The sequence below is a fragment of the Herminiimonas contaminans genome, assembly GCF_015645465.1.
In the GTDB taxonomy this organism is placed as follows: domain Bacteria; phylum Pseudomonadota; class Gammaproteobacteria; order Burkholderiales; family Burkholderiaceae_D; genus Oxalicibacterium; species Oxalicibacterium contaminans.
In genome coordinates, this window is record NZ_JADOEL010000011.1 from 95,783 (window position 1) to 120,681 (window position 24,899).

20 protein-coding genes are annotated in these 24,899 nt (G+C 54.9%); 16 read left to right on the top strand and 4 right to left on the bottom strand.

The annotated features are described in order from the left end of the window. Positions 1-181: 181 nt before the first annotated feature. The 6 genes from kdpF to kdpE all read left to right on the top strand — a co-directional run bounded on the left by kdpF (position 182) and on the right by kdpE (position 8,295). Positions 182-271, top strand: coding sequence for a K(+)-transporting ATPase subunit F (gene kdpF / locus IXC47_RS13655; protein WP_175625901.1), 90 nt, complete (start codon positions 182-184; stop codon positions 269-271). Continuing rightward, positions 272-2,074 (top strand): potassium-transporting ATPase subunit KdpA, encoded by a 1,803-nt coding sequence (gene kdpA, locus IXC47_RS13660; RefSeq protein WP_195875961.1) that lies wholly within the window; start codon positions 272-274, stop codon positions 2,072-2,074. Positions 2,075-2,093: 19 nt separating this feature from the next. Further along, positions 2,094-4,202, top strand: a complete 2,109-nt coding sequence (kdpB, locus tag IXC47_RS13665) for a potassium-transporting ATPase subunit KdpB (RefSeq protein WP_407651132.1) — start codon at positions 2,094-2,096, stop codon at positions 4,200-4,202. Positions 4,203-4,214: 12 nt separating this feature from the next. Further along, positions 4,215-4,784 carry a potassium-transporting ATPase subunit KdpC gene (gene kdpC, locus IXC47_RS13670; protein WP_195875962.1) on the top strand — a complete coding sequence of 190 codons (570 nt, stop codon included), beginning with the start codon at positions 4,215-4,217 and terminating at the stop codon, positions 4,782-4,784. A gap of 95 nt (positions 4,785-4,879) precedes the next feature. Further along, positions 4,880-7,600: a two-component system sensor histidine kinase KdpD gene (gene kdpD, locus IXC47_RS13675; protein ID WP_195875963.1), complete on the top strand. Its 2,721-nt coding sequence runs from the start codon at positions 4,880-4,882 to the stop codon at positions 7,598-7,600. Beyond that, a complete protein-coding gene (gene kdpE, locus IXC47_RS13680; protein ID WP_195875964.1) occupies positions 7,597-8,295 on the top strand; it encodes a two-component system response regulator KdpE in 699 nt (232 codons plus the stop codon). The genes kdpD and kdpE overlap by 4 nt, the downstream gene beginning before the upstream one ends. Positions 8,296-8,346: 51 nt before the next feature. On the opposite strand, the gene IXC47_RS13685 is transcribed toward kdpE, so the two are convergent. The 3 genes from IXC47_RS13685 to IXC47_RS13695 form a co-directional block, all read right to left on the bottom strand. Beyond that, positions 8,347-8,994 (bottom strand): HD domain-containing protein, encoded by a 648-nt coding sequence (locus IXC47_RS13685; RefSeq protein WP_195875965.1) that lies wholly within the window; start codon positions 8,992-8,994, stop codon positions 8,347-8,349. 94 nt (positions 8,995-9,088) lie between these two features. Further along, a complete protein-coding gene (locus IXC47_RS13690; RefSeq protein WP_195875966.1) occupies positions 9,089-10,810 on the bottom strand; it encodes a DUF3300 domain-containing protein in 1,722 nt (573 codons plus the stop codon). A 277-nt stretch (positions 10,811-11,087) separates the two neighbouring features. After that, positions 11,088-11,840 carry a TorF family putative porin gene (locus tag IXC47_RS13695; protein WP_195875967.1) on the bottom strand — a complete coding sequence of 251 codons (753 nt, stop codon included), beginning with the start codon at positions 11,838-11,840 and terminating at the stop codon, positions 11,088-11,090. 323 nt (positions 11,841-12,163) lie between these two features. Here IXC47_RS13695 and IXC47_RS13700 point away from each other — a divergent pair, with 323 nt between their 5' ends. Beyond that, positions 12,164-12,526: a hypothetical protein gene (locus IXC47_RS13700; protein WP_175625907.1), complete on the top strand. Its 363-nt coding sequence runs from the start codon at positions 12,164-12,166 to the stop codon at positions 12,524-12,526. A 45-nt stretch (positions 12,527-12,571) separates the two neighbouring features. After that, positions 12,572-13,174: a hypothetical protein gene (locus tag IXC47_RS13705; protein WP_175625908.1), complete on the top strand. Its 603-nt coding sequence runs from the start codon at positions 12,572-12,574 to the stop codon at positions 13,172-13,174. 45 nt (positions 13,175-13,219) lie between these two features. On the opposite strand, the gene cadR is transcribed toward IXC47_RS13705, so the two are convergent. Further along, positions 13,220-13,675: a Cd(II)/Pb(II)-responsive transcriptional regulator gene (cadR, locus tag IXC47_RS13710; protein WP_195875982.1), complete on the bottom strand. Its 456-nt coding sequence runs from the start codon at positions 13,673-13,675 to the stop codon at positions 13,220-13,222. Between the two features lie 129 nt (positions 13,676-13,804). Between cadR and IXC47_RS13715 the strand changes: the two genes are divergently transcribed. The 8 genes from IXC47_RS13715 to IXC47_RS13750 all read left to right on the top strand — a co-directional run bounded on the left by IXC47_RS13715 (position 13,805) and on the right by IXC47_RS13750 (position 24,642). Then, positions 13,805-16,045, top strand: coding sequence for a heavy metal translocating P-type ATPase (locus tag IXC47_RS13715; protein WP_195875968.1), 2,241 nt, complete (start codon positions 13,805-13,807; stop codon positions 16,043-16,045). Positions 16,046-16,091: 46 nt separating this feature from the next. Beyond that, positions 16,092-16,427 carry a cobalt-zinc-cadmium resistance protein gene (locus IXC47_RS13720; RefSeq protein ID WP_326838405.1) on the top strand — a complete coding sequence of 112 codons (336 nt, stop codon included), beginning with the start codon at positions 16,092-16,094 and terminating at the stop codon, positions 16,425-16,427. 75 nt (positions 16,428-16,502) lie between these two features. After that, positions 16,503-17,783, top strand: coding sequence for a TolC family protein (locus IXC47_RS13725; protein ID WP_195875970.1), 1,281 nt, complete (start codon positions 16,503-16,505; stop codon positions 17,781-17,783). Positions 17,784-17,792: 9 nt separating this feature from the next. After that, positions 17,793-19,085: an efflux RND transporter periplasmic adaptor subunit gene (locus IXC47_RS13730; RefSeq protein WP_230089559.1), complete on the top strand. Its 1,293-nt coding sequence runs from the start codon at positions 17,793-17,795 to the stop codon at positions 19,083-19,085. A gap of 18 nt (positions 19,086-19,103) precedes the next feature. Continuing rightward, positions 19,104-22,259: a CusA/CzcA family heavy metal efflux RND transporter gene (locus IXC47_RS13735; RefSeq protein ID WP_175625912.1), complete on the top strand. Its 3,156-nt coding sequence runs from the start codon at positions 19,104-19,106 to the stop codon at positions 22,257-22,259. Between the two features lie 142 nt (positions 22,260-22,401). After that, positions 22,402-22,977: an SEC-C metal-binding domain-containing protein gene (locus IXC47_RS19385; protein ID WP_217703453.1), complete on the top strand. Its 576-nt coding sequence runs from the start codon at positions 22,402-22,404 to the stop codon at positions 22,975-22,977. A gap of 329 nt (positions 22,978-23,306) precedes the next feature. Next, positions 23,307-23,933: a phosphatase PAP2 family protein gene (locus IXC47_RS13745; protein WP_195875971.1), complete on the top strand. Its 627-nt coding sequence runs from the start codon at positions 23,307-23,309 to the stop codon at positions 23,931-23,933. A 91-nt stretch (positions 23,934-24,024) separates the two neighbouring features. Further along, positions 24,025-24,642, top strand: coding sequence for a hypothetical protein (locus IXC47_RS13750; protein ID WP_195875972.1), 618 nt, complete (start codon positions 24,025-24,027; stop codon positions 24,640-24,642). Positions 24,643-24,899 lie beyond the last annotated feature (257 nt).

Consider the following 24,899-nt stretch of genomic DNA (forward strand, 5'->3'; position numbering starts at 1 on the left):
TCTTGTTTACACCGGCGCGATCAGTCTTTACGAATTTTTTAGATCGATAGGCATACGCTTCTATCCATCAACAACCTGTATGGGGAAGATGGATGGACATAGTATTTATCGCCGCGATTGCGGTGCTGTTTGGCCTTACTTGCGCCTACGCTAGCGGCTGCAACAAGTTGGGAGAGCGTCTATGAATATGTTTTATATCGTAGGCGCAGTGGTTGCTGTTGGCCTCCTGATTTATCTGCTGGCAGCCTTGCTGAATGCGGAGGACCTGTAAATGAGCACGCAATCCATCATTTTGCTGGCAGTGTTCCTGCTGGTACTTCTGGTACTCGCGTATCCGCTCGGCACCTATTTAGCCAAAGTCGGTGGCACCGCGCCTATCCGCGGTCTCGGCTGGCTCGCACGTTTCGAGCAATTCCTGTATCGCCTTGCGGGTAGCAATGCGCAAACAGAAATGAGCTGGAAAGGCTACGCAATCGCCTTGCTGGTCTTTAACGTGCTGGGTACTTTATTTGTCTATGCGGTGCAGCGCCTGCAAGCCTGGCTACCTTTGAATCCGCAGGCATTCGCCAATGTCAGCCCGGATTCTTCGTTCAATACCGCCATCAGCTTTGTTGCCAATACCAACTGGCAGGGCTATGGCGGCGAATCGACGATGAGTTATCTGACGCAAATGCTGGCCTTGACCGGACAGAACTTTTTTTCTGCCGCGACCGGCATCGCTGTGATCTATGCATTGATACGCGGCTTCAGCCAGCGTTCCGTCAAATCGATAGGTAACTTCTGGGTCGACCTGACGCGTTCCACTTTATATGTATTACTGCCTTTGTCGGTGATCGTGGCCGTCATCCTGATGAGCCAGGGCGTGATACAGAATTTCTCGGCATACAAGGACGTGGCGCTGATCGATCCGATTACTTACCAGCAGCCGCAAGTGAAGGCCGACGGCCAGCCCGTGCTGGATGCGCAAGGCTCACCGGTATTGGAAACCCTGACCGCCAAAACACAGACCATCGCAATGGGGCCTGTGGCGTCTCAGGAAGCAATCAAGATGCTGGGTACCAATGGTGGTGGCTTCTTCAATGCGAACTCAGCTCATCCTTACGAAAATCCGACCGCATTTAGCAACTTGGTGGAGATGCTGGCCATCTTCCTGATCCCGGCCGCACTGTGTTTTGCTTTTGGTCGCATGGTCGGTGATATGCGCCAGGGCTGGGCCATCCTCGGTGCGATGACTTTGCTGTTTGTCGTACTGACTGCTGTCGTGATGGGTGCCGAGCAACAGACGCATCCGGGCATGGCAGCGCTGGGCGTGGATCAGGGCGCAAGCCTGCTGCAGGCGGGCGGCAATATGGAGGGCAAGGAAACCCGTTTCGGCATCAGTGCTTCCGCCTTGTTCGCAGCTGTCACTACAGCGGCTTCATGCGGTGCGGTGAACGCCATGCACGATTCCTTTACACCTTTGGGCGGCATGATCCCGACCGTCCTGATGCAACTGGGTGAGGTGGTGTTTGGCGGCGTCGGCACTGGTTTATACGGGATGCTGGTGTTTGCCATCCTGGCGGTATTCATCGCTGGCCTGATGATAGGTCGCACACCTGAGTATCTGGGTAAAAAAATCCAGGCTTACGAAATGAAAATGGTTGCGCTGGTAATCCTGGTGACACCTTGCCTGGTGTTGTTGGGCACGGCGATCGCGGTGGTGGTCGATCCGGGCAAGGCGGGCATCCTGAATCCGGGTGCACATGGATTCTCTGAAGTCCTGTACGCCTTTACCTCTGCAGCGAATAACAACGGCAGTGCATTTGCCGGGCTTTCTGCCAACACGCCTTTCTATAACGTGATGCTGGCCATAGCGATGTGGTTCGGTCGCTTTGCCGTGATCGTACCGGTGCTGGCGATAGCAGGTTCGCTGGCAGCGAAGAAGCGACTGGAGGTCAATGCCGGAACCATGCCTACTCATGGCCCGCTATTCATCGCCTTGCTGGTCGGCACCGTGCTGTTGGTCGGTGTCCTGAACTATGTGCCTGCATTGGCATTGGGACCGGTAGTAGAGCACCTGCAACTTTTTAAATAACAAGCAAAGAGAATCCATTATGCGTATGTCAGAAACCAAGGCAGCCAGCATGACGCGCAAGAACCTGTCGCTATTCGATAGCAAGCTGATAGGTCCCGCCATCGTCGATTCGTTCAAAAAACTGAATCCTCGTTCGCAATTGCGCAGCCCGGTGATGTTTGTCGTATATGTCGGCAGCATCATTACCACGCTATTGTTCATCCAGTCGCTTATCGGGCAGGGCGAAGCCAACCCTGGCTTCATCCTTGCCGCATCGGTATGGCTGTGGTTCACCGTATTGTTCGCCAACTTCGCAGAATCGCTGGCGGAAGGCCGCAGCAAGGCACAGGCGGAATCGCTGCGCGCCTTGAAGCAAACAGTGTTGGCCAAGAAGCTGGCAACACCGAAGCATGGCACTACCTGGCTGCCGGCATCGCCAGGCGATTTGCGCAAAGGCGATACGGTGCTGGTCGAAGCCGGTGATGTGATCCCGGTCGATGGCGAAGTGATAGAAGGCGTGGCTACTGTCGATGAGAGCGCGATTACCGGCGAGTCTGCACCGGTGATCCGCGAATCCGGCGGCGACTTTTCAGCTGTAACTGGTGGTACCCGCGTCCTGTCCGACTGGCTGGTGGTCAGGATCGCGGTGAATCCGGGTGAAGCTTTCATCGATCGCATGATCGCGATGGTTGAAGGTGCAAAACGTCAAAAGACTCCGAATGAAATCGCATTGACGATATTGCTGGTGGCTCTGAGCATCGTGTTCCTGGTGGTGACCGTAACTTTGTTGCCTATGTCGCTGTTCTCGGTCGAGATGGCAAAGGCGGCAGGTGTCGCTAGCTCGCCTATCACCATCACCGTGCTGATTGCTTTGCTGGTCTGTCTGATCCCGACCACCATAGGTGGCTTGTTATCCGCCATAGGTGTCGCTGGCATGAGCCGCATGATGCAGGCGAATGTGATTGCGACTTCCGGCCGTGCAGTGGAAGCAGCAGGCGATGTGGATGTGCTCCTGCTGGACAAGACCGGCACCATTACCTTGGGTAATCGCCAGGCATCCGAGTTTTATCCGGCACCGGGTGTGACGCAGATTCAACTGGCTGACGTTGCACAACTGGCTTCGCTGGCAGATGAGACACCGGAAGGCCGCAGCATCGTGATCCTGGCCAAGCAGAAGTTCAATATGCGCGAACGCGATATTGCGGCCTTGCAGGCGAGTTTCGTACATTTCAGCGCGCAGACCCGCATGAGCGGCGTTGACCTGGGTGACCGCGCCATTCGCAAAGGTTCGGTTGATGCAGTGAAAAAGCATGTGGAAGCGTTGGGTCGCAGCTTCCCGGAAGAGGTATCACGCCAGGTTGACGACATTTCACGTCGCGGCAGCACGCCGCTGGTGGTGGTCGATGATGGCCGTGTGATGGGTGCGGTGGAGCTCAAGGATATCGTCAAAGGCGGTATCAAGGAGCGCTTCTCCGAGCTGCGCCGCATGGGTATTAAAACCGTGATGATCACAGGCGACAACAAACTGACAGCGGCGGCAATTGCCGCAGAAGCAGGCGTTGATGATTTCCTCGCTGAAGCCACACCGGAAGACAAACTCAAACTGATACGCGATTACCAGTCGCAAGGGCGGCTGGTCGCGATGACCGGCGACGGCACCAATGACGCGCCGGCGCTGGCGCAGGCTGACGTGGCGGTGGCGATGAACTCGGGTACGCAGGCGGCGAAAGAGGCGGGCAATATGGTCGATCTGGATTCCAATCCGACCAAGTTGCTGGAGATCGTCGAGATCGGCAAGCAAATGCTGATGACGCGCGGCTCGCTTACGACTTTCTCGATTGCGAATGACGTCGCCAAGTACTTCGCCATCATTCCTGCCGCCTTTGTGAGCACCTATCCACAGCTGAAAGCACTGGATGTGATGCAGTTAAGCAGCCCGTCATCGGCCATCATGTCTGCGGTGATTTTCAATGCACTGATTATCGTGGTCTTGATACCGCTGGCATTGAAGGGCGTGAAGTATCGCGCTGTCGGTGCGGCATCGCTACTACGTCGCAATATGTTGATCTATGGTTTGGGCGGGATCATCGTGCCGTTTGCCGGTATCAAGCTGATCGACATGATTCTGAGTCTGCTACATCTCGTTTAAGGAAATAAAATTATGAAATCCACCTTTCGTCCGGCATTGATCATCTTCGCGATACTGACGCTGATTTGCGGCGTGATTTATCCGTATGCCGTAACCGGCATAGGCAAGCTGGCCTTCTCCAGCCAGGCCGAAGGCAGCATCGTTATTCAAAATGGTGCTGCGGTCGGCTCCAGCCTGATAGGGCAGGCCTTCAGTTCGCCGCAGTACTTCTGGGGCCGTCCTTCGGCAACCGGACCTATGCCGAATAACGCAGCTGCTTCCGGCGGCTCCAACCTGGGCCCGACCAATCCTGCATTGCTCCATGCTGTGAAAAGCCGGATAGATGTATTGAAGGCGGCAGATCCGGACAACATCGCAGCGGTTCCGGTCGACCTGGTGACCGCATCCGGCAGCGGTCTTGATCCTGATATCAGCGTCGCTGCCGCCTACTATCAGATCCCGCGTGTAGCACGGACACGCAAACTGGCGCAGGAAGAAGTCAAAGCCATCGTTGATCGCATCAGCCAGCCGCAATACCTGGGATTCTTTGGCGAGAACCGTGTGAACGTGTTGGCGTTGAATCTGGCACTGGATCAGCGTTGAAACGCATGGTCACTAGCAATTCAGTATAGTTCGGGTGTTGCGTAAGCAGCATCCGAATGTGTCACAATCGATGTCACATCACAGCCCGACCTTACATGCCATCCAGCGAACACCAACGCCCCGATCCTGACACCTTGCTCGCGCAAATGCAGGCGCAGGACAGGCGCGCCTCGCGCGGCAAGCTACGGATTTATTTCGGTGCGTCGGCCGGGGTAGGCAAGACCTACTCAATGTTGAACGCCGCCCGCAGCATGCAGGCGGAAAAGCGCGATGTCGTGGTCGGCTTGGTGGAAACCCACGGGCGCAAGGAAACCGCCGCCTTGCTGGATGGACTGGAAGTCCTGCCGCGCAAAGAGATTCCGTATCGCGACAAAACCATAGCCGAATTCGATATCGACGCAGCGCTGGCACGCAAACCAGCATTAATCCTGGTTGATGAACTGGCCCATTCCAATGCGCCGGGTTCGCGCCATCCCAAACGTTGGCAGGATGTAGAAGAACTGCTTGGCGCAGGCATAGACGTGTTCACAGCGGTCAATGTCCAGCATCTGGAAAGCCTGAATGACGTCATAGGCGGGATAACTGGCATACGGGTGGCGGAAACCTTGCCGGATACCGTATTTGACCAGGCAGATGAAATTGTATTGGTAGATATTCCGGCCGATGACTTGCTGACGCGACTCAAGGAAGGCAAGGTCTATCAGCCGCAGCAAGCCGAGCGCGCATCGCGTAACTTCTTCCGCAAAGGGAATCTGATTGCCTTGCGCGAACTGGCCTTGCGTCGCACTGCGGATAGGATAGAAGATGATGTACAGGCTTACCGCGTTGAGAAATCCATCAATGCAGTATGGAAAACCGATTCCGATTTACTCGCCTGCATAGGGCCGCGTGCCGGTGCCGAACATGTGATCCGCAGTACCGCACAGCTGGCTAGCCAGTTGAATGCGCAGTGGCATGCAGTCTATGTAGAGACACCAGAATTACAGCGACTGGCACCGACAGAACGCGAGCGTATCCTGAAGACGCTGAAGCTGGCGCAGGATCTGGGTGCGACCACGGCGGTTTTACCAGGCAGCGATATCGCGCATGAGATAGTCAGCTATGCGCGCAATCACAACTTCTCGCGCATCATCCTTGGTCGCAATCACAGCCGCTGGCCATGGCGCAAACCGCATGCGCAACGCATCGCCAACTATGCCCCCGATATAGATCTGATAGAAACCGGTGAACGGCAGGAACGTGCCAGCGTTGCCGATAAAACTACTGCCAAAGCTACCGCGCAGGATGACGAGGCAGCAGCAAGTGGAAAATCGCCGTACCTGCCTTATGTATGGACGGTGGCGATCTGCATCCTGACTGCGCTGGTGACGACGCCTATGATGCCGCATCTGGATCTGGCGAACATCGTCATGTTGTTCCTGCTGGCGGAAGTCTTGATTGCTGTACGCTTCGGGCGCGGACCTGCGGTGCTGGCGGCCTTCCTCAGCGTGGCGGTATTTGATTTCTTCTTCGTTTCACCGCGTTTTTCCTTCGCTGTCAGCGATGTGCAGTATCTGGTCACATTCTCCGTCCTGCTGGTGGTCGGCCTGATCGTCGGACAACTGACTTCAGGCTTGCGCTTCCAGGCCAGGATAGCAGCGCAGCGCGAAGGGCGGGCGCGGGCTTTGTATGAATTCGCCCGCGAGTTATCGAGCGCCTTGCAGGCCGAGCAGGTCTTTGAAACCACGCAAAATTTTATCCAGCGCACCTTCCGTGCCCGGGCGATATTGCTGCTGCCGAATGACGAGGCACGGCTGCAAACAACGCAAGACCATGAAATAGACCTTGGTATCGCGCAATGGGCATTTGATCACGCCACACCGGCAGGCATGGGCACCGATACCTTGCCGGCCAGTGCCTACTTTTACCTGCCGCTGGTTGCACCTATGCGCACACGCGGTGTGCTGGCGATCAAACCGGACAACCGTCGCTGGATGCTGGTTCCCGAGCAACGCAGGCAGCTGGATACCTTTGCCGCGTTGGCTGCGATCGCACTGGAGCGGGTGCATTACATCGAAGTCGCGCAAGATGCCTTGCTGCGCATGGAGTCCGAACGCTTGCGCAACTCCTTGCTGGCAGCGATATCGCACGACTTGCGTACTCCTTTGACAGCACTGGTCGGCCTGTCCGAATCGCTGACCAGATCCAAGCCTGAACTGGCCGACGCACAGCAGGAACTGGCACATGCCTTGCATGAAGAAGCGTTGCGTATGGGGAATCTGGTCACCAATCTGCTGGACATGGCGCGCATCCAAAGCGGCGAGGTCAAACTGAATCTACAGTGGCAACAGTTTGAAGAAGTGGTCGGCAGTTCACTGCGTGCCGTGCAGTCCTTACTGGGCAAGCATCAGGTAGTGACCAGACTGGCGGCTGATCTGCCTTTGGTGAATTTTGATGCTGTGCTGATAGAACGTGTGCTGTGTAATTTATTGGAAAACGCCAGCAAATATACGCCACCCGGTTCGCAGATTACGATAGCCGCTGAAACCAACGGGCAGTACTTGAGTGTCGCTGTCTATGACAATGGCCCTGGCTTGCCACCCGGACAGGAAGAAGTTATTTTTGAAAAATTCACGCGCGGTGAACGCGAATCTGCAACGCCTGGAGTCGGTCTCGGTCTGGCGATTTGTCGTGCCATCATAGAAGCGCATCAGGGTACTATCCGAGGCGGGCATGCACCGCAAGGTGGTGCTGCCATTACCTTTACACTGCCTTTGGGCACACCTCCAGCCATGCCGGACATGGATGAAGGTGAAATCACCAATCAAAGACCATGAGCGAATCAGTCCCGATAGCATTGCTGGTAGAAGACGAACCGCAAATCCGTCGCTTCGTACGCGCAGCGATGGAGGAAGAGGGCTGGCATGTGTATGAAGCAGAAACCATGAAGCGCGGCCTCATCGATGCAGGTACCCGCAAGCCCAATCTCATCATCCTCGACCTTGGCTTGCCGGATGGCGACGGCATGGACTTCATCGCGGACATACGCACATGGTCACCGGTACCCATCATCGTGTTGTCGGCACGTGTCAGCGAAAGCGACAAAATTAAGGCGCTGGATGCCGGTGCTGATGATTACCTGATTAAACCTTTCGGCGTTGGTGAATTGTTGGCGCGGGTACGTTCGACGATACGGCGACATAGACGGGTAGATGGCGATGCACAGGGTAGCTTCACCTTCGGCGACGTCAAAGTTGATCTGAATGCGCGACTGGTGACCAAGGCAAGCCAGATGGTACATCTGACGCCGACTGAATATCGCTTGCTGAGTGTGCTGGTGGCAAATGCCGGGCGTGTTGTGACGAATCCGCAGTTACTGCGGGAAGTGTGGGGGCCTTCGCACTCGGAGAGCGGGCATTACTTGCGGATATACATGGGGCATTTAAGGCAGAAGCTGGAGGATGATCCGGCGCAGCCCAGATATTTGCTGACTGAGACCGCAGTTGGGTATCGTTTGCTGCAGCCTTTATGAGTCGTGGTAGTCACTCCGACATATAGGCTTATTGCTTTTGATGCATTGGCATCAACTCCCGCTCCACTCCTGCAGAAAAGTCCCCCGAAACTCGTACAACCATTCCAGTCGCTGCTGTCCCAGCCGTTTCCCAGCCTCAGTCTGCATACTCGCAGGCAGCGTAGCCAGTTTCACCTGTATATGATCTAACGCATAGCGCTTATCATCAAGCTCCCGTTGCGTACCCAAAGCATCATCCGGATGCGCCAGCTCGCTCCCCATTCGTCCAGCGATGTAAAACAAACGCGCCAATCCAACCGCACCCAGTGCGTCCAGCCTGTCCGCATCCTGCACGATGCGTGCTTCTATCGTGGTCGGTGTAATCGCAGCAGAGAAGCTATGCGCTTCTATCGCATGCGCCAGTGCCGGAAGTTTGTCAGCAGGAAAGTTCATCGCGGTCAATTCACGACACGCGAGTTCAGCCGCCTGGCGCGATGCCAGATGACGTTGCGGATCGTTCTTCGGCAGGTTCACCAGGTCATGCAGATAGCATGCTGCCTGCACCACCAGCGCATCTGCCTCCGGATGATCTTTTAGTAACGTTTCGGCGGTGTGCCAGACGCGATGCAGATGATTGATGTCGTGCGCACCATCATCACCAGCAGCATCGGTGGCCAATTGGATGAAGTGTGTTTGCCAGTTGGCAGATGGATGATTCATATGGAAATACAGGCAGTGATTCGACAGCCATCATGATAACAGCCGTCCCGTGTACCCAGGCCGATAGTCGACTGGCCTGGGCATCGGCGGATGCTTATCTGCCTTCGTGGCGTTCTTCCAGTCTGGGAGATGAACGTGGGCGCTCTTGTACATGTTGTTGCGGCCGCTCCTGTTGCTGCACATGCTGTGGCGGACGTGGTTCTTGTGGATGTGCCAGTTGCGGTTGTGGCGTCGGGCGGAACTGTGGTGCTTGCGAATGCTGCGGCTGTTGCTGCATTTGTTGATGCATTTGCGGCTGAGCCTGCATTTGTGGTGCAGCCGGTTGATTATAGGAACGTGTTTCAGGACGTGATTGCTGCCTGAATTCTTCATGTCGCTGGTTGATGCCGCTGTGCTGCACGTCACCGGAACGCAAGCTGCTTGGTGCACGGTTATCTATGCGATCCGGAGCACGCTCTGGAATGTTCTGTGGCCTACCTGTGCTGGATAAGGTGTGGCGCGACGACGCATCCTCCATGCCGGTGGAAGTCACTCGTTCACCTCTTTCCGAACGAGGACGATTGTCCTGCTTGCGCTCAGTTGGTCGTGCTTGCACATCCCTTGCAGGGGCAGATGGAGCAGCGCGGTCTGCATGGAATTGTGGTACAGGTGCGGCTGGGCGTGCACCAGAATGCTGGTCAGCCGGGGAGAAGTGCGGCATGGTCATGACACCATTGTTTGGTGGTGGACGATGTTGGTTCTGATTGCCAGCGACGTTCGGATTGCCGAAATTCGGGCGATTGTCATTACCGTTGTTATGCACGTTGCCACCCAGTGGTGGTTGGTTAACGCCACCGAAATGATTGGTCGTGATGCGCGTATCGTAGTTGCGGTTAATCGTGATGCTGGAGCGGGGCGCATAGACCGTGTTGTTATAGGTCACTGCAGGACGTACCCAGCCGTGGTTGGGGCCGTAGTCAGGTCCATAACCTGGGCCGTGGCCACCCCAGTTCATACCCCAGGAATGCCAGCCCCAGCCTTGATGGCTGAGAGCAGAGCCAACGATGACTCCGACCCCGAAGGAGATGATGCTGCCAGCGATGAGGTTGCCGCCATAGCCCGGATGATAGACGTAGTTGGGATAAACCGGTATGGGCGCGCCATAGACCAGTGCAGGGTTGTAATCCGGCACATACACGACATCAGCTTGTGCCGATTCGATGATGATGGTTTGCGGTGGTGGCGGTACTGAATAGTAACGGGCGTCATCAGCATACTCAGGTGGTGGTGCCAGACGCGGGCTGGAAGTCACTTTCATCAGGCTATTATTTTTCAGATTACCGGATTGCTGGGCGCGCTGGCGCATGGTTTGTACCGCATTCATTACGTCATTCGGTGCATTCGCGTAGGCCATACCGAGCGCAGTCGTCCACTGGATGTTGTTGGCCATCTGGCTCATTACAGCGGGGAAGGCGGTCAGCGATTTAACGCTGACATCCCACGGTTGCTGATTGGCGGCATCCTGCAGCGCCTGGCCTTTCAGCGCCGGGTTTTGTGTCAGCCATAGATTGGCAGCAGTAATCTGATCCGGATACTGTGCTCCCGCGAGGACTTGCGCGAGTAATTTGTCAGGGAACAGGGCGACCGGCGCCACCATTTGCGTAAGCTGTTCGGCAGTTGGCGGTGTGTACGCAGGTGCGGTCGGAGCTTGCGGTGTCGTGGCGACGGGATCTGTGGCCTTGTTGTCTTGCGCTTTATTGCAACCGGCCAGCGTAAGCAGGCTGATGATCAGCGAAGACGAGACGACGGTAGTAAAAGTAGGTTTGCCAGCTTTCATGTTGTGCACCTGTCAGCTATTTGGGGGCGCATTTGCGTATTCGGCGTGTGCGTACTCAGTCTTGATAGATCAAAAACGGCTGTCGACAAGCGGCAGTTGACCCGGTCTTGTTACCGACTGTAACAGCTGACGACACTTGCAGAGCGAGGAAGCGCGCCGACCACGGCAATGAGTAGCAAGTCAGTATTACCAAGCTAATACTAAGACTCCATTTGCCGGTCGGCAGTTCCTGCTGTCGGTGCGGCTTGCCGCTGTGCATGGGCGGCAAGCTAGCTTATCAGAAGGTTTTGCTGATGGAGAGCAGGACAGCATTCTTGCCCATGAATTTGCAGTTGACTGGCGAGGCGTAAGCCGATTTGTCAGCATCGGTGCCGACTACGGCGAACGCACCCGTGAATATGCCGAAATCCTTGGTGACGCCCAGCTTCCAGTCGGTATAGCTAAGTCTGTCGTTACTGATGCCCGCGTTATCACCTGCAACTTTTTGGTGACCGGCATGCAGGTTGAGGATGTAACCATTGCTGATGTCGATGTTGGCACCTATGTCCAGGTAGCCACTGTTTTTGCTGTCGACGAAACCAAACAGGTTGGTTAGCGCATGCGAGTACTTGATGTATGCAGGACCGTAGGAAAGCTGGCCATAGACTTCAGTGGTATTGGCGTTCGGACGCAAACCATTCGACGGATAGACATAGGTCAGCACGCCGAGGTCGTAAGCAATGTCCTTGCTCAGTTCACCACGCTTGCCTCCATAGATATCGACTTCTACATCACCGCTACCGCCGCCATCCTTGACCCATTTGATCGTCGATAACCAGGTGCCTGCGTAAAAGCCGCTGGGATTGTGTACGTAGTCAGCACCGCCTTGTAGTGCAGCTTGTAAGCGGGTCTGCGAAATGCCGCGATAGCGATAGTCGGAAACGACTGCTGCGTTGAAGCTGACTTCGTTGTCCGGTTTGCTGTCTTCTGCGCGTGCCATGTTGCCGCTGACGCTTGCTGTGATGGCGGCGGCCAGGATTAATTTTTTCATGCTGCCTTTCAGTTTGATGGTGAATACAGTGAATTGATGTGCGTGCATATTGCAGCCGTCAACCTGACCGTCAGCTTAGTCATCAACATGTAAAAAATTTCTAAAAAAATGGGAGCAGAAACGTAAATGCCGTATAAAAATCAATGCGCTCAAGCACGATGAGTAAACAGTTGTGATTTATTATTTAACAATTAAATCATTACTTGAGTAGAATAGACCCACCAGACTGAGATAGTAGCCGTACGGACTATCTACCCGTACAGCTATGTGTTTGCACGATAGATCGCTATTTTTCGACAACATCATTACTAAAGGGAGCAAATATGAAGCGATTACTGGTTGCCGGTATGTTGATGACTGCGGCTGTATCTTCCGTTTATGCGCAGTCCAATCTGAGATTCCTGCAAGACACACCTATCAGCAAGTTCAAAAAGGCTGATACCGACCTGATGTTCAAAACCCTGTATCAGGCACTCGATACAGCGGAAGACGGCAAGACCGTCACCTGGGAAAATCCTAAAGCATCAAATAGCGGCAGCATCACGCCTGCCAAAGATCCGCAAGGACGTGCCGATTGTCGTCTGGCGAAAGTCGAGAATCGTCACCTGACCCTGCATAGCACTCACGACGTTGTCTTTTGTAAAGTGGGTGGCAAGTGGAAGTGGGATAAAGCAGGTAAGCAGTAAGCACTCGAAGCAACTGTCTGATTCGTTCAACTTCAGGGGAACTCTATGATGAAACGTTTAATCGGCATCACATTGCTGGCAGCCAGCAGCGTAGGCCATGTGGCTATCGCGCAGGACAAGGCAGCAGCACCTGCTACAGGTGAAGTCAGGGTGGTGAAAAAGCCGGGCAGCCTGGGCGTTGGTGAAACCCTTACTACGCGCGGCACGATTACCTCTGTCGATCAGGCTGCGCGCCTGATGACGGTGCAGCGTGCGAATGGCGAAACAGTCGTGGTGCAGGTCGGCAAAGGCGTGAAAAACTTCGACCAGATCAAGGCTGGTGATCAGGTTGTGTATCGCGTCGGTGAAGCCGTGCTGCTGGAGCTGAAGAAAAAAGGTGACGGCATACGTGAGCGTACCGAAACCGAAGGTGCAGGCGTATCAAAGCCGGGTGAAAAACCAGGTGTGGTCGTCGCACGTCAGGTGCAGGTTGTCGCTGATGTGACAGCTGTCGATAAAAAGAAAGGCAAGATCACTTTGCGGGGCGTCAACGAAACCCGCACACTGAAGGTGAAAGATCCTAAGGTACTGTCCAAAGTGAAAGTCGGCGACCAGGTTGAAATCACCTATCTCGAAGGTGAAGCCTTGTCGGTCGAAGCAGCAAAATAATTTGATTGTTGTCATCCGTCCCGATCATGCGAGCGGGACGGAGTTTCAATGGCATCCGCCACCATGTGTACCCAGGTTTTTCGGTTCACTATCTTCCGCATTTGCCAATCCCTGCAAGATTCCGCATTCCTCTACCGTCTGTATCGTCATACAGCGGCTGCGCAATTGTTTTAACTCCGTTTGCAGGACTTTCAATTCCTTGATGCGATGGGAAACGTGTTCTATATGCTTATCCAGCAAAGTGTTGACGCCTGCGCAGTTTTCTTCCGGCGTATCGCGGAAGCTGAGCAGGGTGCGGATTTCATCCAGCGTCATGTCCAGTGAACGGCAATGACGGATGAATTGCAGGCGTTTGACGTGCGCATCGCCATACAAGCGGTAGTTGCTGGCTGAGCGCAAGGCTTGCGGCAACAGGTTCTGTTGTTCGTAATACCGTATGGTTTCTACCGAAGAACCGGTTTGCAGCGCCAATTCGCCGATTTTCATCGCTTGCTGTGTCATTTGCATACCTTCCGACAGAAATATTCCCGCATCGTCACGCTTATTCAAATAAGTGCTTGACCCTATAGTCACTACAGGGTTTCTAATGCATACAATAGTGACGCATCTAGCGCTTTGCAAGGAGAATTTATGCACTGTTGTGACCATGACCATAAGCACGGCGGCAATACACATGAGCACGCTCATGCGCCAGCTGCGGTACACCCAGCAATCGTCGCCAGCGGCGCAGCGCAGGCCGTGCTGCTGATCCAGAAAATGGATTGCCCGACCGAAGAAAAGCTGATCCGTGATCGCTTTAGCAAGATGGCGGGCATCGTTGCGATGGAATTCAACCTGATGCAACGTGAACTCACCGTGCATCACAATCTGCCTTCGGTAGCAGAAATCGTTGCCGCCCTGAAAAAACTCGATCTCGATCCGGTCGTTAAATCCGATACACAAAACCTGACGCGCGAGGGCCTGGCTGACCAAACCGAATTGTCCGGCGACTATCGTATATCGCCATTGAAGTGGACCTTAATGGCGATCTCTGGTGTAACGGCAATCGGTTCTGAAGTGGTCGCTTGGACGTCTGGCAATGAAACCTCGTGGCTGGTGATTGCACTGGCGCTGACAGCGATTTTGACTGGTGGCCTGGATACGCTGAGAAAAGGCTGGATCGCCTTGCGTCATTTTTCGCTGAACATGAACTTCCTGATGTCGCTGGCCGTAATAGGTGCAGTGCTGATAGGGCAGTGGCCGGAAGCTGCAGTCGTCATCTTCCTGTTCGCGGCGGCAGAGATGATAGAGGCCTTGTCGCTGGATCGTGCGCGCAATGCGATCCAGGGGCTGATGGCGATGGCGCCGGAAATGGCGACCGTGCGCAATGAAAGCAACGAATGGCTAGCCATCAGTGCCGCGCAGGTACAGCTGGATGCATTGGTGCGCGTCAAACCGGGTGAGCGCGTGCCGCTGGACGGCATCATCGTGGATGGCCTAAGCACAGTGAATCAGGCGCCGATTACAGGTGAAAGCATGCCGGTGGCCAAGCAAAGTGGTGACACCGTATTTGCCGGAACCATCAATGAACTTGGCACCTTTGATTATCGTGTGACCGCGCTGCAATCGAACTCGACCTTGGCGCGCATCATTAAGAGCGTGCAACAAGTGCAGGGCGAGCGTGCACCTACGCAACGTTTCGTCGATCAGTTTGCGCGTTACTACATCCCCATCGTAGTGCTGCTGGCAATACTGGTGGCGTTGCTGCCGCCATTGCTGCTGGCGCAGCCATTCCAGCCGTGGTTGTATAAAGCATTGGTGCTGCTGGTGATCGCCTGTCCATGTGCATTGGTCATCTCGACTCCGGTCACGGTAGTGAGCGGGCTGGCGGCTGCGGCACGTCACGGCATCCTGATCAAGGGCGGCGTTTATCTGGAGCTTGGTCGCAAGCTGAAAGCGGTGGCGCTGGATAAGACCGGTACCATCACAGTCGGCAAGCCGCTCGTCACCGATACCCAGCAGATCAAGGAAGGTGATTTGCATGCGATGCTGCGCCTGGCAGCCAGTCTGGCACAACGTTCGGATCATCCAGTGTCTTCAGCGGTCGTGGCGCACTGGCAGGAACAGCAAAACAGCATCTCCTTGTTTGAAGTCAGCGACTTTGAAGCGCTGACCGGACGTGGCGTGCGCGGCATGATAAATGGTGATGCCTATTACCTCGGCAACCATCGTTTGATCCATGAACTCGGCATTTGTGGTCCCGAACTGGAGGCAGCGCTGGATGCATTTGAACAAACCGGTAAAACGGCGGTGGTGTTGGGCTCCAGTGCTTCACCTTTATTGATATTGGCCGCAGCCGACACCATACGGGATAGCAGCCAGGCGGCAGTAGCCAAGTTACAGCAGATGGGTGTGCAAGTCGTGATGCTGACCGGCGACAATCCACATACTGCGGAAGCGATAGGCAGCAAGGTCGGTATCAGTGATGTGCGGGGCAATCAGTTGCCTGACGATAAGCTGGCGGCGATTAATGAATTGCGTGATCGCTATGCTTATGTCGGCATGGTCGGTGACGGTATCAATGACGCGCCAGCCCTGGCCAAAGCGGATATAGGCTTTGCGATGGGAGCTGCCGGTACTGATACTGCACTGGAAACCGCCGACGTCGCGCTGATGGATGACAACTTGGGCAAACTGGCTGATTTCATTGCCCTCAGCAAAAAGACACATAGCGTACTGATGCAAAACATCACGCTGGCGCTGGGCATCAAAGCCGTATTCCTGGCATTGGCACTGGGTGGCGAAGCGACCTTGTGGATGGCTGTGTTTGCCGATATGGGTGCCAGCCTGTTGGTTGTTTTCAACGGTTTGCGCCTGCTGCGTGCGGTTTAAGCGGCACTGTATATTTCTGAAATAAAACGATGTTATGATTCAGACCGTGAAAAAACTGCTGATCATTCTGATGCTGTTAGCTCTGCCGCTCCAGTTCACCTGGGCCGCGGCAGCTGCCTATTGCCAGCATGAGAATGCCACAGCAGGTGCGCACTTCGGTCATCACAAGCATCAGGAAGATACCGAACTGCCAGGCGACAACCCGCAGTCGCTGAAAGTCCACAAAGATTTCCATCATCCGGATAGCCAGGGCTTGTTCCTGTCGCAATTACCGCCGGCCATGCCGCCGGTAGCTACCGTGCATACCGAGTTGCATCCTCCGCTTTATTCCTCGCATATACCGGACGGGCCCCGTAGGCCTGATCGGCATCCCGTCGCCTGACTCGACGGGACTATCCTTAGTTTTCACATACACTGACGTCCCGTCGAATTCTTTTCCCATCCACAGGAGAATTCGATGTACAGGTATTTATTGCCGCTGGGCATAGCTGCGTTTGTATCGCTGCCCGCATTTGCACAAAGCACTATTTACGAACCGGTTGCGAGCGGCATTACCGCAAACCGTATCGTGGAGCCACCTGAAGGCATTACCCTCGAAGCCGCGCTGCGCATGGCGCTGGACGGCAATGCAGATTTATCAGCCGCACGCAATGAAGCGGCTGCTATCGATGCGACCATCAAACAAGCCGGGCTGATCCCCAATCCCGAGGTCTCGGTGCAGCTGGAAGGCGCGCAGCGCGACACCCGTACCACCACCTGGCAGGTGAACCAGCCGATAGAGCTCGGTGGCAAGCGTGCGGCACGTATCAATGCGGCCAGCCGGGCCTATGACACCGCGTATGCCGATCTGAATAGCAAGCGGGCGGAAATACGCGCCGTCGTCATTACCGCTTTCTTCAATGTCCTGAATGCACAAGAGCGCCTGCGTCTGGCTGAGGCATCGCTGCAGCTGGCGCAACGCGGCACTTTGGTCGCATCGCGTCGGGTCACCGCCGGGAAAGTGTCGCCAGTCGAAGAAACCAAGGCGCGCGTAGCGGAAGCCAACGTGCGGCTGGAGCTGAGCCAGGCCAAAAGCGAACTGGTAATTGCACGCAAACGCCTGGCGGCAACCTGGGGTAATCCTGTGCCACACTTCCAGCAGGCACAAGGCAATGTGGAAACCCTGCCTGCCTTGCCGCAGTGGCCGGAATTGAATGCGCGCCTGAATCAGTCGCCATTGCTGACACGCGCACGGCATGAGCTGGAGCGCCTGCAGGCGGTAGCCGAAGTCGAGAAGAGCCGCCGCATACCCGATGTCACCGTCAGCATGGGGGTGAAAAAAAATGGTGACGCGGGCAACCAGGCAGTGGTCGGCTTATCGATCCCTTTCCCTATGTTTGACCGCAACCAGGGCAACATCCTGGAAGCCTTGCGTCGTGTCGATAAGGCGCGAGATGAGTTGAACGCCACCGAAATTCGCCTCGATGGTGAATTGGCGCAAGCCTATGAACGCCTGAATACCACGCGTACCGAAGCCGATACCTTGCAGCGCGACATCCTGCCAGGAGCGCAGAGCGCTTACGATGCCGCGACGACTGGTTTTGAATTCGGTAAATTCAATTTCCTTGATGTGCTGGATGCACAACGCACATTGTTGCAAGCCAGGTCGCAATACCTGCGCACCTTATCAGAAGCCCACAGCGCTGCCGCCGAGATCGATCGCATCATCGGTGAGCCCCTGAACGCTAACAAGCCATAAGACGACATCATGAAAATCAATCTGAACAAAAAACAAAGCACAGCTATCGCCATCATCGTCGCCATCGGTATCTTATTGGCTGGCCTGATACTGTGGCCGGGTAAAAACAGCGCTGGCGGTGACGGACACGGTCATGCAGACAGTCATGGCGATACCGAACATCATGCCGAGGGCAAGGCCGAAAAGAAAGACCATGCTGATGCAGACAAGCACGCTGATGGCGAGCACCATGAGGAAAAGCCGAAAGCCGAGACAAAAGGGCATGACGAAGAAAATAAAATCGTCCTGACTGATGCGCAAATCAAGGCGGCCGGGATCAGCCTGCAGGTAGCCGATGGCGCGCACATCAAGACTGCGCTGGTCCTGCCAGGTGAGATCCAGTTCAATGAAGACCGCACCGCGCACGTCGTGCCGCGTCTCGCCGGTGTCGTGCAAAGCGTGCCAGCCAACCTTGGCCAGCAAGTCAAGAAAGGGCAGGTATTGGCCGTCATCGCCAGCACCGGTTTGTCGGAACAACGCAGTGAACTGTTTGCCGCACAAAAGCGCCTGGGCCTGGCCAAGCTGACTTTTGAGCGTGAAAAGAAATTGTGGCAAGAGAAAATCTCGGCCGAACAGGATTACCTGCAAGCGCAACAAGTACTGCATGAAACTGAAATCGCCGTACAAAACGCACGTCAGAAACTGGCCGCGCTCGGTGCCGATGCCGGGTCAGCAGGCGCATCCAATCGTTATGAAATACGCGCCCCCTTCGACGGCATAGTTGTAGAAAAGCACATCTCGCTGGGTGAGGCGGTGAAGGAAGATACCAACGTGTTTACCTTGTCTGACCTGAGCACTGTATGGGCCGATATCGCTGTGCCTGCCAAGGACCTGAACGTCGTACGTGTCGGTGAAAAAGTCACGGTAAAAGCCAGTGCATTTGAATCCAGCGCCACCGGCACCATCGCCTATGTCGGCTCCTTGCTTGGTGTACAGACGCGTACTGCCAATGCACGTGTAACCCTGCCTAATCCGCAAGGCACCTGGCGTCCGGGTCTGTTTGTGAATGTGGAAATCGTATCGAATGAAGTACAGGTGCCGATAGCAGTTGCGGCGGACGCGATACAAACCATCAACGACAAATCGGTGATCTTCGTCAAGGTTGCGGATGGCTTTGTCGCTCAGGACGTCACGACCGGCCGCAGCGACGGCAAGCGCATAGAAATAGTCAAAGGCCTGAAAGCCGGTAGCGAATACGCCGCCAGCGGCAGCTTCGTCATCAAATCGGAACTGGGTAAAGCCAGCGCCGAGCACTCGCATTGATGCGAAGGAGCCTTCATCATGTTTGAACGTTTAATACGCTTTGCCATCGAGCAGCGCTGGCTGATCATGCTGGCTGTGGTAGGTATGGCTGCGCTCGGCATCTACAACTATCAAAAGCTGCCTATCGATGCGGTACCTGACATTACCAACGTACAGGTACAGATCAATACCGAGGCATCCGGCTATTCACCGCTGGAAACCGAGCAAAGGGTGACCTATCCGCTGGAAACAGTGATGGCCGGTTTGCCGCACCTGAAGCAGACACGCTCGCTGTCGCGCTACGGCCTGTCGCAAATCACGGTCATTTTTGAAGACGGCACTGATATCTACTTCGCACGCCAGATGATCAGTGAGCGGCTACAGGAAGCACGCGAGTATCTGCCGACAGGTGTAACACCACGCATGGGTCCTATCTCGACCGGCCTCGGCGAAATTTACCTGTGGACGGTAGAGGCCAAGGAAGGCGCAAAGAAAGCGGATGGTTCGCCTTATACACCTATGGACTTGCGTGAGATCCAGGACTGGATCATCAAACCGCAACTGCGCAACGTCCCGGGTGTTACTGAAATCAACTCCATCGGTGGTTACGCCAAGGAGTACCAGGTTGCACCAGTGGCTGAACGTCTGGCCTCATATGGCCTGAACCTGCAGGACATCATCACCGCGCTGGAACGCAATAACGGCAACGTCGGCGCAGGCTATATCGAAAAGCGTGGCGAGCAATTGCTGATACGTACGCCAGGTCAGGTGCAGTCGATAGCCGACATCGGCAATATCATCCTCGGCAATGTGCAGGGCGTACCTATCCGCATCCGTGATGTCGGCGAAGTGGAGATAGGGCGCGAACTGCGTACTGGCGCGGCCACCGAGAATGGCAGGGAAGTGGTGCTGGGCACGGTCTTCATGCTGATCGGGCAGAACAGTCGTACCGTCTCCCAAGCGGTGGACAAGAAGATGGTGGAGATCAATCGCACGCTACCGGAAGGCGTGCATGCAGTGACGGTCTACGACCGCACCGTACTGGTTGATAAAGCCATCAATACCGTGAAGAAGAACCTGTTGGAAGGCGCGATCCTGGTGATCGTGGTGCTCTTCCTCTTCCTTGGCAACTTCCGCGCCGCTTTGATTACGGCGATGGTGATTCCGTTGTCGATGCTGTTTACCTTCAGCGGCATGGTGACCTACAAGGTCAGCGCCAACCTGATGAGCCTGGGTGCGCTGGACTTCGGCATCATCGTTGATGGTGCGGTCGTGATTGTCGAGAACTGTGTGCGACGGCTGGCACATGCGCAGGCCGCAGCAGGGCGCTCATTGAATCGCAGCGAACGCTTCCTTGAAGTCTTTGCGGCAGCTAAGGAAGCGCGCCGTCCGCTGATTTTCGGTCAACTGATCATCATGGTGGTGTATCTGCCTATCTTTGCACTCAGTGGCGTCGAAGGTCGCATGTTCCATCCGATGGCGTTTACGGTCGTCATTGCACTGATCGGCGCGATGATACTGTCCATCACCTTTATTCCTGCAGCGGTGGCGCTCTTCATCGGTGACAAAGTGGCGGAAAAGGAAAACGCACTGATGCATGCAGCCAAACGCTGGTATGCACCGGCACTCGACTACGTGATGGGTAACAAACCTGTGGTACTGACCTTTGCCTTTGTGCTGGTCTTGCTGTCGGGGCTGCTGGTCACGCGTATGGGTAGCGAGTTTGTGCCTAACCTGAATGAAGGTGATATTGCGATCCAGTCGCTACGCATACCTGGCACCAGCCTGACGCAGTCGATAGAAATGCAGAAACAACTGGAAACCGCATTGACCAAAGCACATCCGGAAATCCAGCGCGTGGTGTCCCGCATAGGTACGGCTGAGATCGCATCTGATCCTATGCCGCCTAACATTTCCGATGGCCTGGTCATGATCAAGCCTGAAAGCGAATGGCCGGAACCGAAGAAGTCGCGCGCTGAATTGCTGGCGGCGATACAAAAAACTGCGGCCCAGCTTCCAGGCAATAACTATGAATTCTCGCAACCGATTCAATTGCGTTTCAATGAATTGATCTCTGGCGTGCGTAGTGACGTCGCGGTCAAGTTGTTTGGCGATGATATGGATGTGCTGAACGATACGGCGGCCAAGATTGCGACCGTCATGGGCAAGATACCGGGAGCGGCAGAAGTGAAGGTCGAGCAAACCACCGGCTTGCCCATGCTGACAGTGAACATCGATCGTGAAAAGACGGCACGTTACGGTTTGAACGTGGCTGACGTACAGGACACGATAGCGACTGCGATAGGGGGCCGGGAAGCGGGAACCTTGTTCCAGGGGGATCGTCGTTTCGACATTCTGGTGCGTTTGCCTGAAAACGTGCGTAACGACCTCGATGCGATACGCCGCCTGCCTTTGCCGCTGCCACGTGAGCAGGCTGGCGCAACGCGTACCAGTTTTATTCCGCTGTCTGAAGTCGCGACCCTGGACCTGGCGCCAGGCCCGAACCAGGTCAGCCGCGAAAACGGCAAGCGTCGCATTGTCGTCAGTGCCAACGTGCGAGGGCGGGATATCGGCTCCTTTGTTTCGGAAGCCGAAGATCAGATCGCACAGCAAGTCAAAATCCCGTCCGGTTACTGGACCAGCTGGGGTGGTCAGTTCGAGCAATTGCAATCCGCGACCGAACGCCTGCAACTGGTGATCCCGGTCGCGCTGGCTTTGGTCTTCACACTGCTGTTCGTCATGTTCGGCAATATGAAGGATGGCTTGCTGGTCTTTAGCGGCATACCGTTTGCGCTGACTGGCGGCATCATCGCGCTCTGGCTAAGGGATATACCGATATCGATATCCGCCGCAGTTGGCTTCATTGCGCTGTCCGGGGTGGCGGTACTGAATGGTCTGGTGATGATTACCTTCATCCGCAGCCTGCGCGAAGACGGGCATAAGCTGGCGGCGGCTGTGCGTGAAGGTGCGTTGACACGCTTGAGGCCAGTCCTGATGACGGCGCTGGTCGCTTCGCTCGGTTTTGTCCCTATGGCAATCGCGACCGGAACGGGTGCAGAAGTCCAGCGTCCGCTGGCGACCGTGGTGATAGGCGGCATTTTGTCGTCCACTGTACTGACGCTGCTGGTCTTGCCTTTGTTGTATCGGATGGCTTACCGCAAGGAAGAGGAGGCTGAAAGCACGGTAAATAGCTGAGCGCGCACATGAAAATGGTCGGGTGGTGCATAATCTAGGGCTGGATCCAAGTCGTTTTACGCGACAGGTCACACCGTGGATGCATGCAGGCAAGTTGAGTACCCCGCAGCATCCGGTCATCGTATGAAAGGCAGTTCAGGCAGTGAAACCGAGCAGAAACGATCCTTGCCCTTGTGGCAGCGGCAATAAATACAAGAAATGCTGCGGCAAGGTTATACAAATAGCACCAGTACGCCCCGTACCATACAGCAGCGCACGTCGCGAATGCGGCGATTGCACCGCCTGCTGTGACGGCTGGCTGAAGTCGACCATCTATGGTCACGAAATGCGTCCTGGTGTGCGTTGCCACTTTGTGAAAGATGGCGGTTGCACCATTTATGAAACCCGCCCTGATTCGCCTTGCCGTCAGTTCATCTGTGGCTGGGTCGACGAAGGCAGTCCATTCCCGGATGAGTTCAAGCCGACCAAACTCGGTGTCATCATCGTGCAGACCACCTGGCGCGGACAACCGGCGTATCGCCTGGCCTACGGCGGACGCGATCTGGAAAAGAGTGAGCTGGAATGGATGATGAAGTTCAGCCAGCAGACCAATCGTCCTTTCTTCTACGAACAGCACGGCCAGACCTTGGGTTACGGTCCGGCGGCCTTTCTGGAAGACATGCAAATGCGGATACAGCGCGGTATCCCCTTATTTGAGTCGCACGCTGCGGCGCGTTAATTCCTTGTCTTTTTGTTGATATAAGGCTGGATCAGTTTGATTACTGATTCAGCCTTTGTTTTTTTGTGTCGTCGTTTTCAGTCTAAGCCACGTTGTTATGAATAAATACGGTTAACGGCTGTTGCTGTCATCGTGCCGTCATCCTGCTTGCTTAGCATTGCGCTGTTTTTTAGATGTGTCGTGCCGACTTGTGCCGACGCCTGAGTGCAGCGAAATGCAAATGAGTGAACATGATTAGCGCGATACAACGAAATTTTTATAGGTTGGGACCGGCGTTTGCATATGTCCGCACAAGCCTGATCAAGGAACGCAGCAGGGCACTGATGTGTATGCTGGGCATCCTCTTGCCATTGATCTTGTTTGTCGCCTTGGCAGACACGATCAGCAATAGCAGCTGGATCGCTCTGGAACGAACCATGCTGTGGTCACTGCGGGTGGAGACTGAATCCATGCTGAGCCAGTTTGCAGTGTGGTGCTCGATGCTGGTCACGGTGATCAGTGTCTGCATACTGTGCTATTTGCTATATCGCCAGCAATGGCGCACGGCACTGTTCTGGTTATGCTCTGTTTCCGGTGCCGCGATGATGTGCAACATCATGAAGGGTACGATACAGCGCGCCCGTCCTGAACTGTGGTTGGATGCGCCGGATACATCGTTTGGATTTCCGAGTGGACATGCGACGCATTCGATGGCCATCGTCATCACCTTGCTGGTATTGCTGCGCTTGAGCAGCTGGCACAAGGTGGTCTTGCTGAGCGGATTTCTGTTTGCCGCGCTGGTAGGGCTGAGTCGCATGTATCTCGGTTATCACTATCCGAGCGATATTGTTGCAGGCTGGATGGTCGCTTTATGCTGGGTAATGACATTGCGTATTATATTCAATCAAAACTACCTGACCTTGCAGGCAGGGCAGGATACGGTGCTTCATTTTTTGCACAAAAAATTTTTGCTGTAATTGAATTTCGCCGTGCGCTGGCGTACAGTCTGATTGTCGTACCGCACTTACTATCGTTCTCAACAGGCCATTCATCACAGAAGGAGTTGATATGAGCAACGCGTGTAAAGAAAGCAGATCGCTATTAGCTATCCACCTGATTGAAGAACAACTGAAGGTTTTACCTGTATCAATCGCAATGATCCTGCAACCAGCGAAAGCCGGTGCTGCAGACGCAGGTGGTGCACCAGTACTCATGCTGCACCGGAAGAAGAAACAGGCAAAAACAGGCTCCGCCGGAAATATCGTGGTGGACAATGCGCAAGCGACAACCGTCCTGGATTTCCAGACTTCCAACAAGACCCTGCATGAAAGTCCTTTGGAAAAAGCGACTTATCTGCGCGTGGTGATCAGCAATGCTTTATTGTCGATAGGGATGTTCCTGAAGGAACATGATCTCGGCTCAATGCGCACGCCGGAGATTCAATTCCTCGACCATGTCATGGACGCCATCCTGAATGCCAATACCTTCAAAATTCCGCAAGGTTACATCCCGATGGCGACCTTTGACGGACTGGTCATAGACAGCAGCCTGAACGGCAAGCCTTTGTTTGGTGATGGCGAGCAAGAGGGCTTCATGGAGTTTGGCGATGCAGTGGCACTACTGCAATGGCTGGCGCATTACCTGCACAAGGAGAGACATTTCGTCAGCGGCGGCGACGCCGGATAAACCTGAGCGGCTGACTGTTTGCACCCGAAACCACTCCATTTTGGAGTGGTTTTTTGTTTGAGGTGAGCAAGCGCCGATATCGGGCGGATTTATGCCCTGCAAAAATATATGGCTATAGCTATAGCGATAGCGGACAGAGATTAATCTTTAATGTATTTGCAGCTGTTGATGGTGCCTACATGTGTAGACGACTGCAAGATTAAATTACGCCCAGACAACGGACCTGACAGCACAGCAAGGCTTTATGCTGCTTTGCA

Bases quoted from the DNA above. Each gene is read 5' to 3' on its own strand.
- kdpF (WP_175625901.1), top strand. From the start codon at position 182: ATGAATATGTTTTATATCGTAGGCGCAGTGGTTGCTGTTGGCCTCCTG.
- kdpA (WP_195875961.1), top strand. From the start codon at position 272: ATGAGCACGCAATCCATCATTTTGCTGGCAGTGTTCCTGCTGGTACTT.
- kdpB (WP_407651132.1), top strand. From the start codon at position 2,094: ATGCGTATGTCAGAAACCAAGGCAGCCAGCATGACGCGCAAGAACCTG.
- kdpC (WP_195875962.1), top strand. From the start codon at position 4,215: ATGAAATCCACCTTTCGTCCGGCATTGATCATCTTCGCGATACTGACG.
- kdpD (WP_195875963.1), top strand. From the start codon at position 4,880: ATGCCATCCAGCGAACACCAACGCCCCGATCCTGACACCTTGCTCGCG.
- kdpE (WP_195875964.1), top strand. From the start codon at position 7,597: ATGAGCGAATCAGTCCCGATAGCATTGCTGGTAGAAGACGAACCGCAA.
- IXC47_RS13685 (WP_195875965.1), bottom strand. From the start codon at position 8,994: ATGAATCATCCATCTGCCAACTGGCAAACACACTTCATCCAATTGGCC.
- IXC47_RS13690 (WP_195875966.1), bottom strand. From the start codon at position 10,810: ATGAAAGCTGGCAAACCTACTTTTACTACCGTCGTCTCGTCTTCGCTG.
- IXC47_RS13695 (WP_195875967.1), bottom strand. From the start codon at position 11,840: ATGAAAAAATTAATCCTGGCCGCCGCCATCACAGCAAGCGTCAGCGGC.
- IXC47_RS13700 (WP_175625907.1), top strand. From the start codon at position 12,164: ATGAAGCGATTACTGGTTGCCGGTATGTTGATGACTGCGGCTGTATCT.
- IXC47_RS13705 (WP_175625908.1), top strand. From the start codon at position 12,572: ATGATGAAACGTTTAATCGGCATCACATTGCTGGCAGCCAGCAGCGTA.
- cadR (WP_195875982.1), bottom strand. From the start codon at position 13,675: ATGACACAGCAAGCGATGAAAATCGGCGAATTGGCGCTGCAAACCGGT.
- IXC47_RS13715 (WP_195875968.1), top strand. From the start codon at position 13,805: ATGCACTGTTGTGACCATGACCATAAGCACGGCGGCAATACACATGAG.
- IXC47_RS13725 (WP_195875970.1), top strand. From the start codon at position 16,503: ATGTACAGGTATTTATTGCCGCTGGGCATAGCTGCGTTTGTATCGCTG.
- IXC47_RS13730 (WP_230089559.1), top strand. From the start codon at position 17,793: ATGAAAATCAATCTGAACAAAAAACAAAGCACAGCTATCGCCATCATC.
- IXC47_RS13735 (WP_175625912.1), top strand. From the start codon at position 19,104: ATGTTTGAACGTTTAATACGCTTTGCCATCGAGCAGCGCTGGCTGATC.
- IXC47_RS13745 (WP_195875971.1), top strand. From the start codon at position 23,307: ATGCTGGGCATCCTCTTGCCATTGATCTTGTTTGTCGCCTTGGCAGAC.
- IXC47_RS13750 (WP_195875972.1), top strand. From the start codon at position 24,025: ATGAGCAACGCGTGTAAAGAAAGCAGATCGCTATTAGCTATCCACCTG.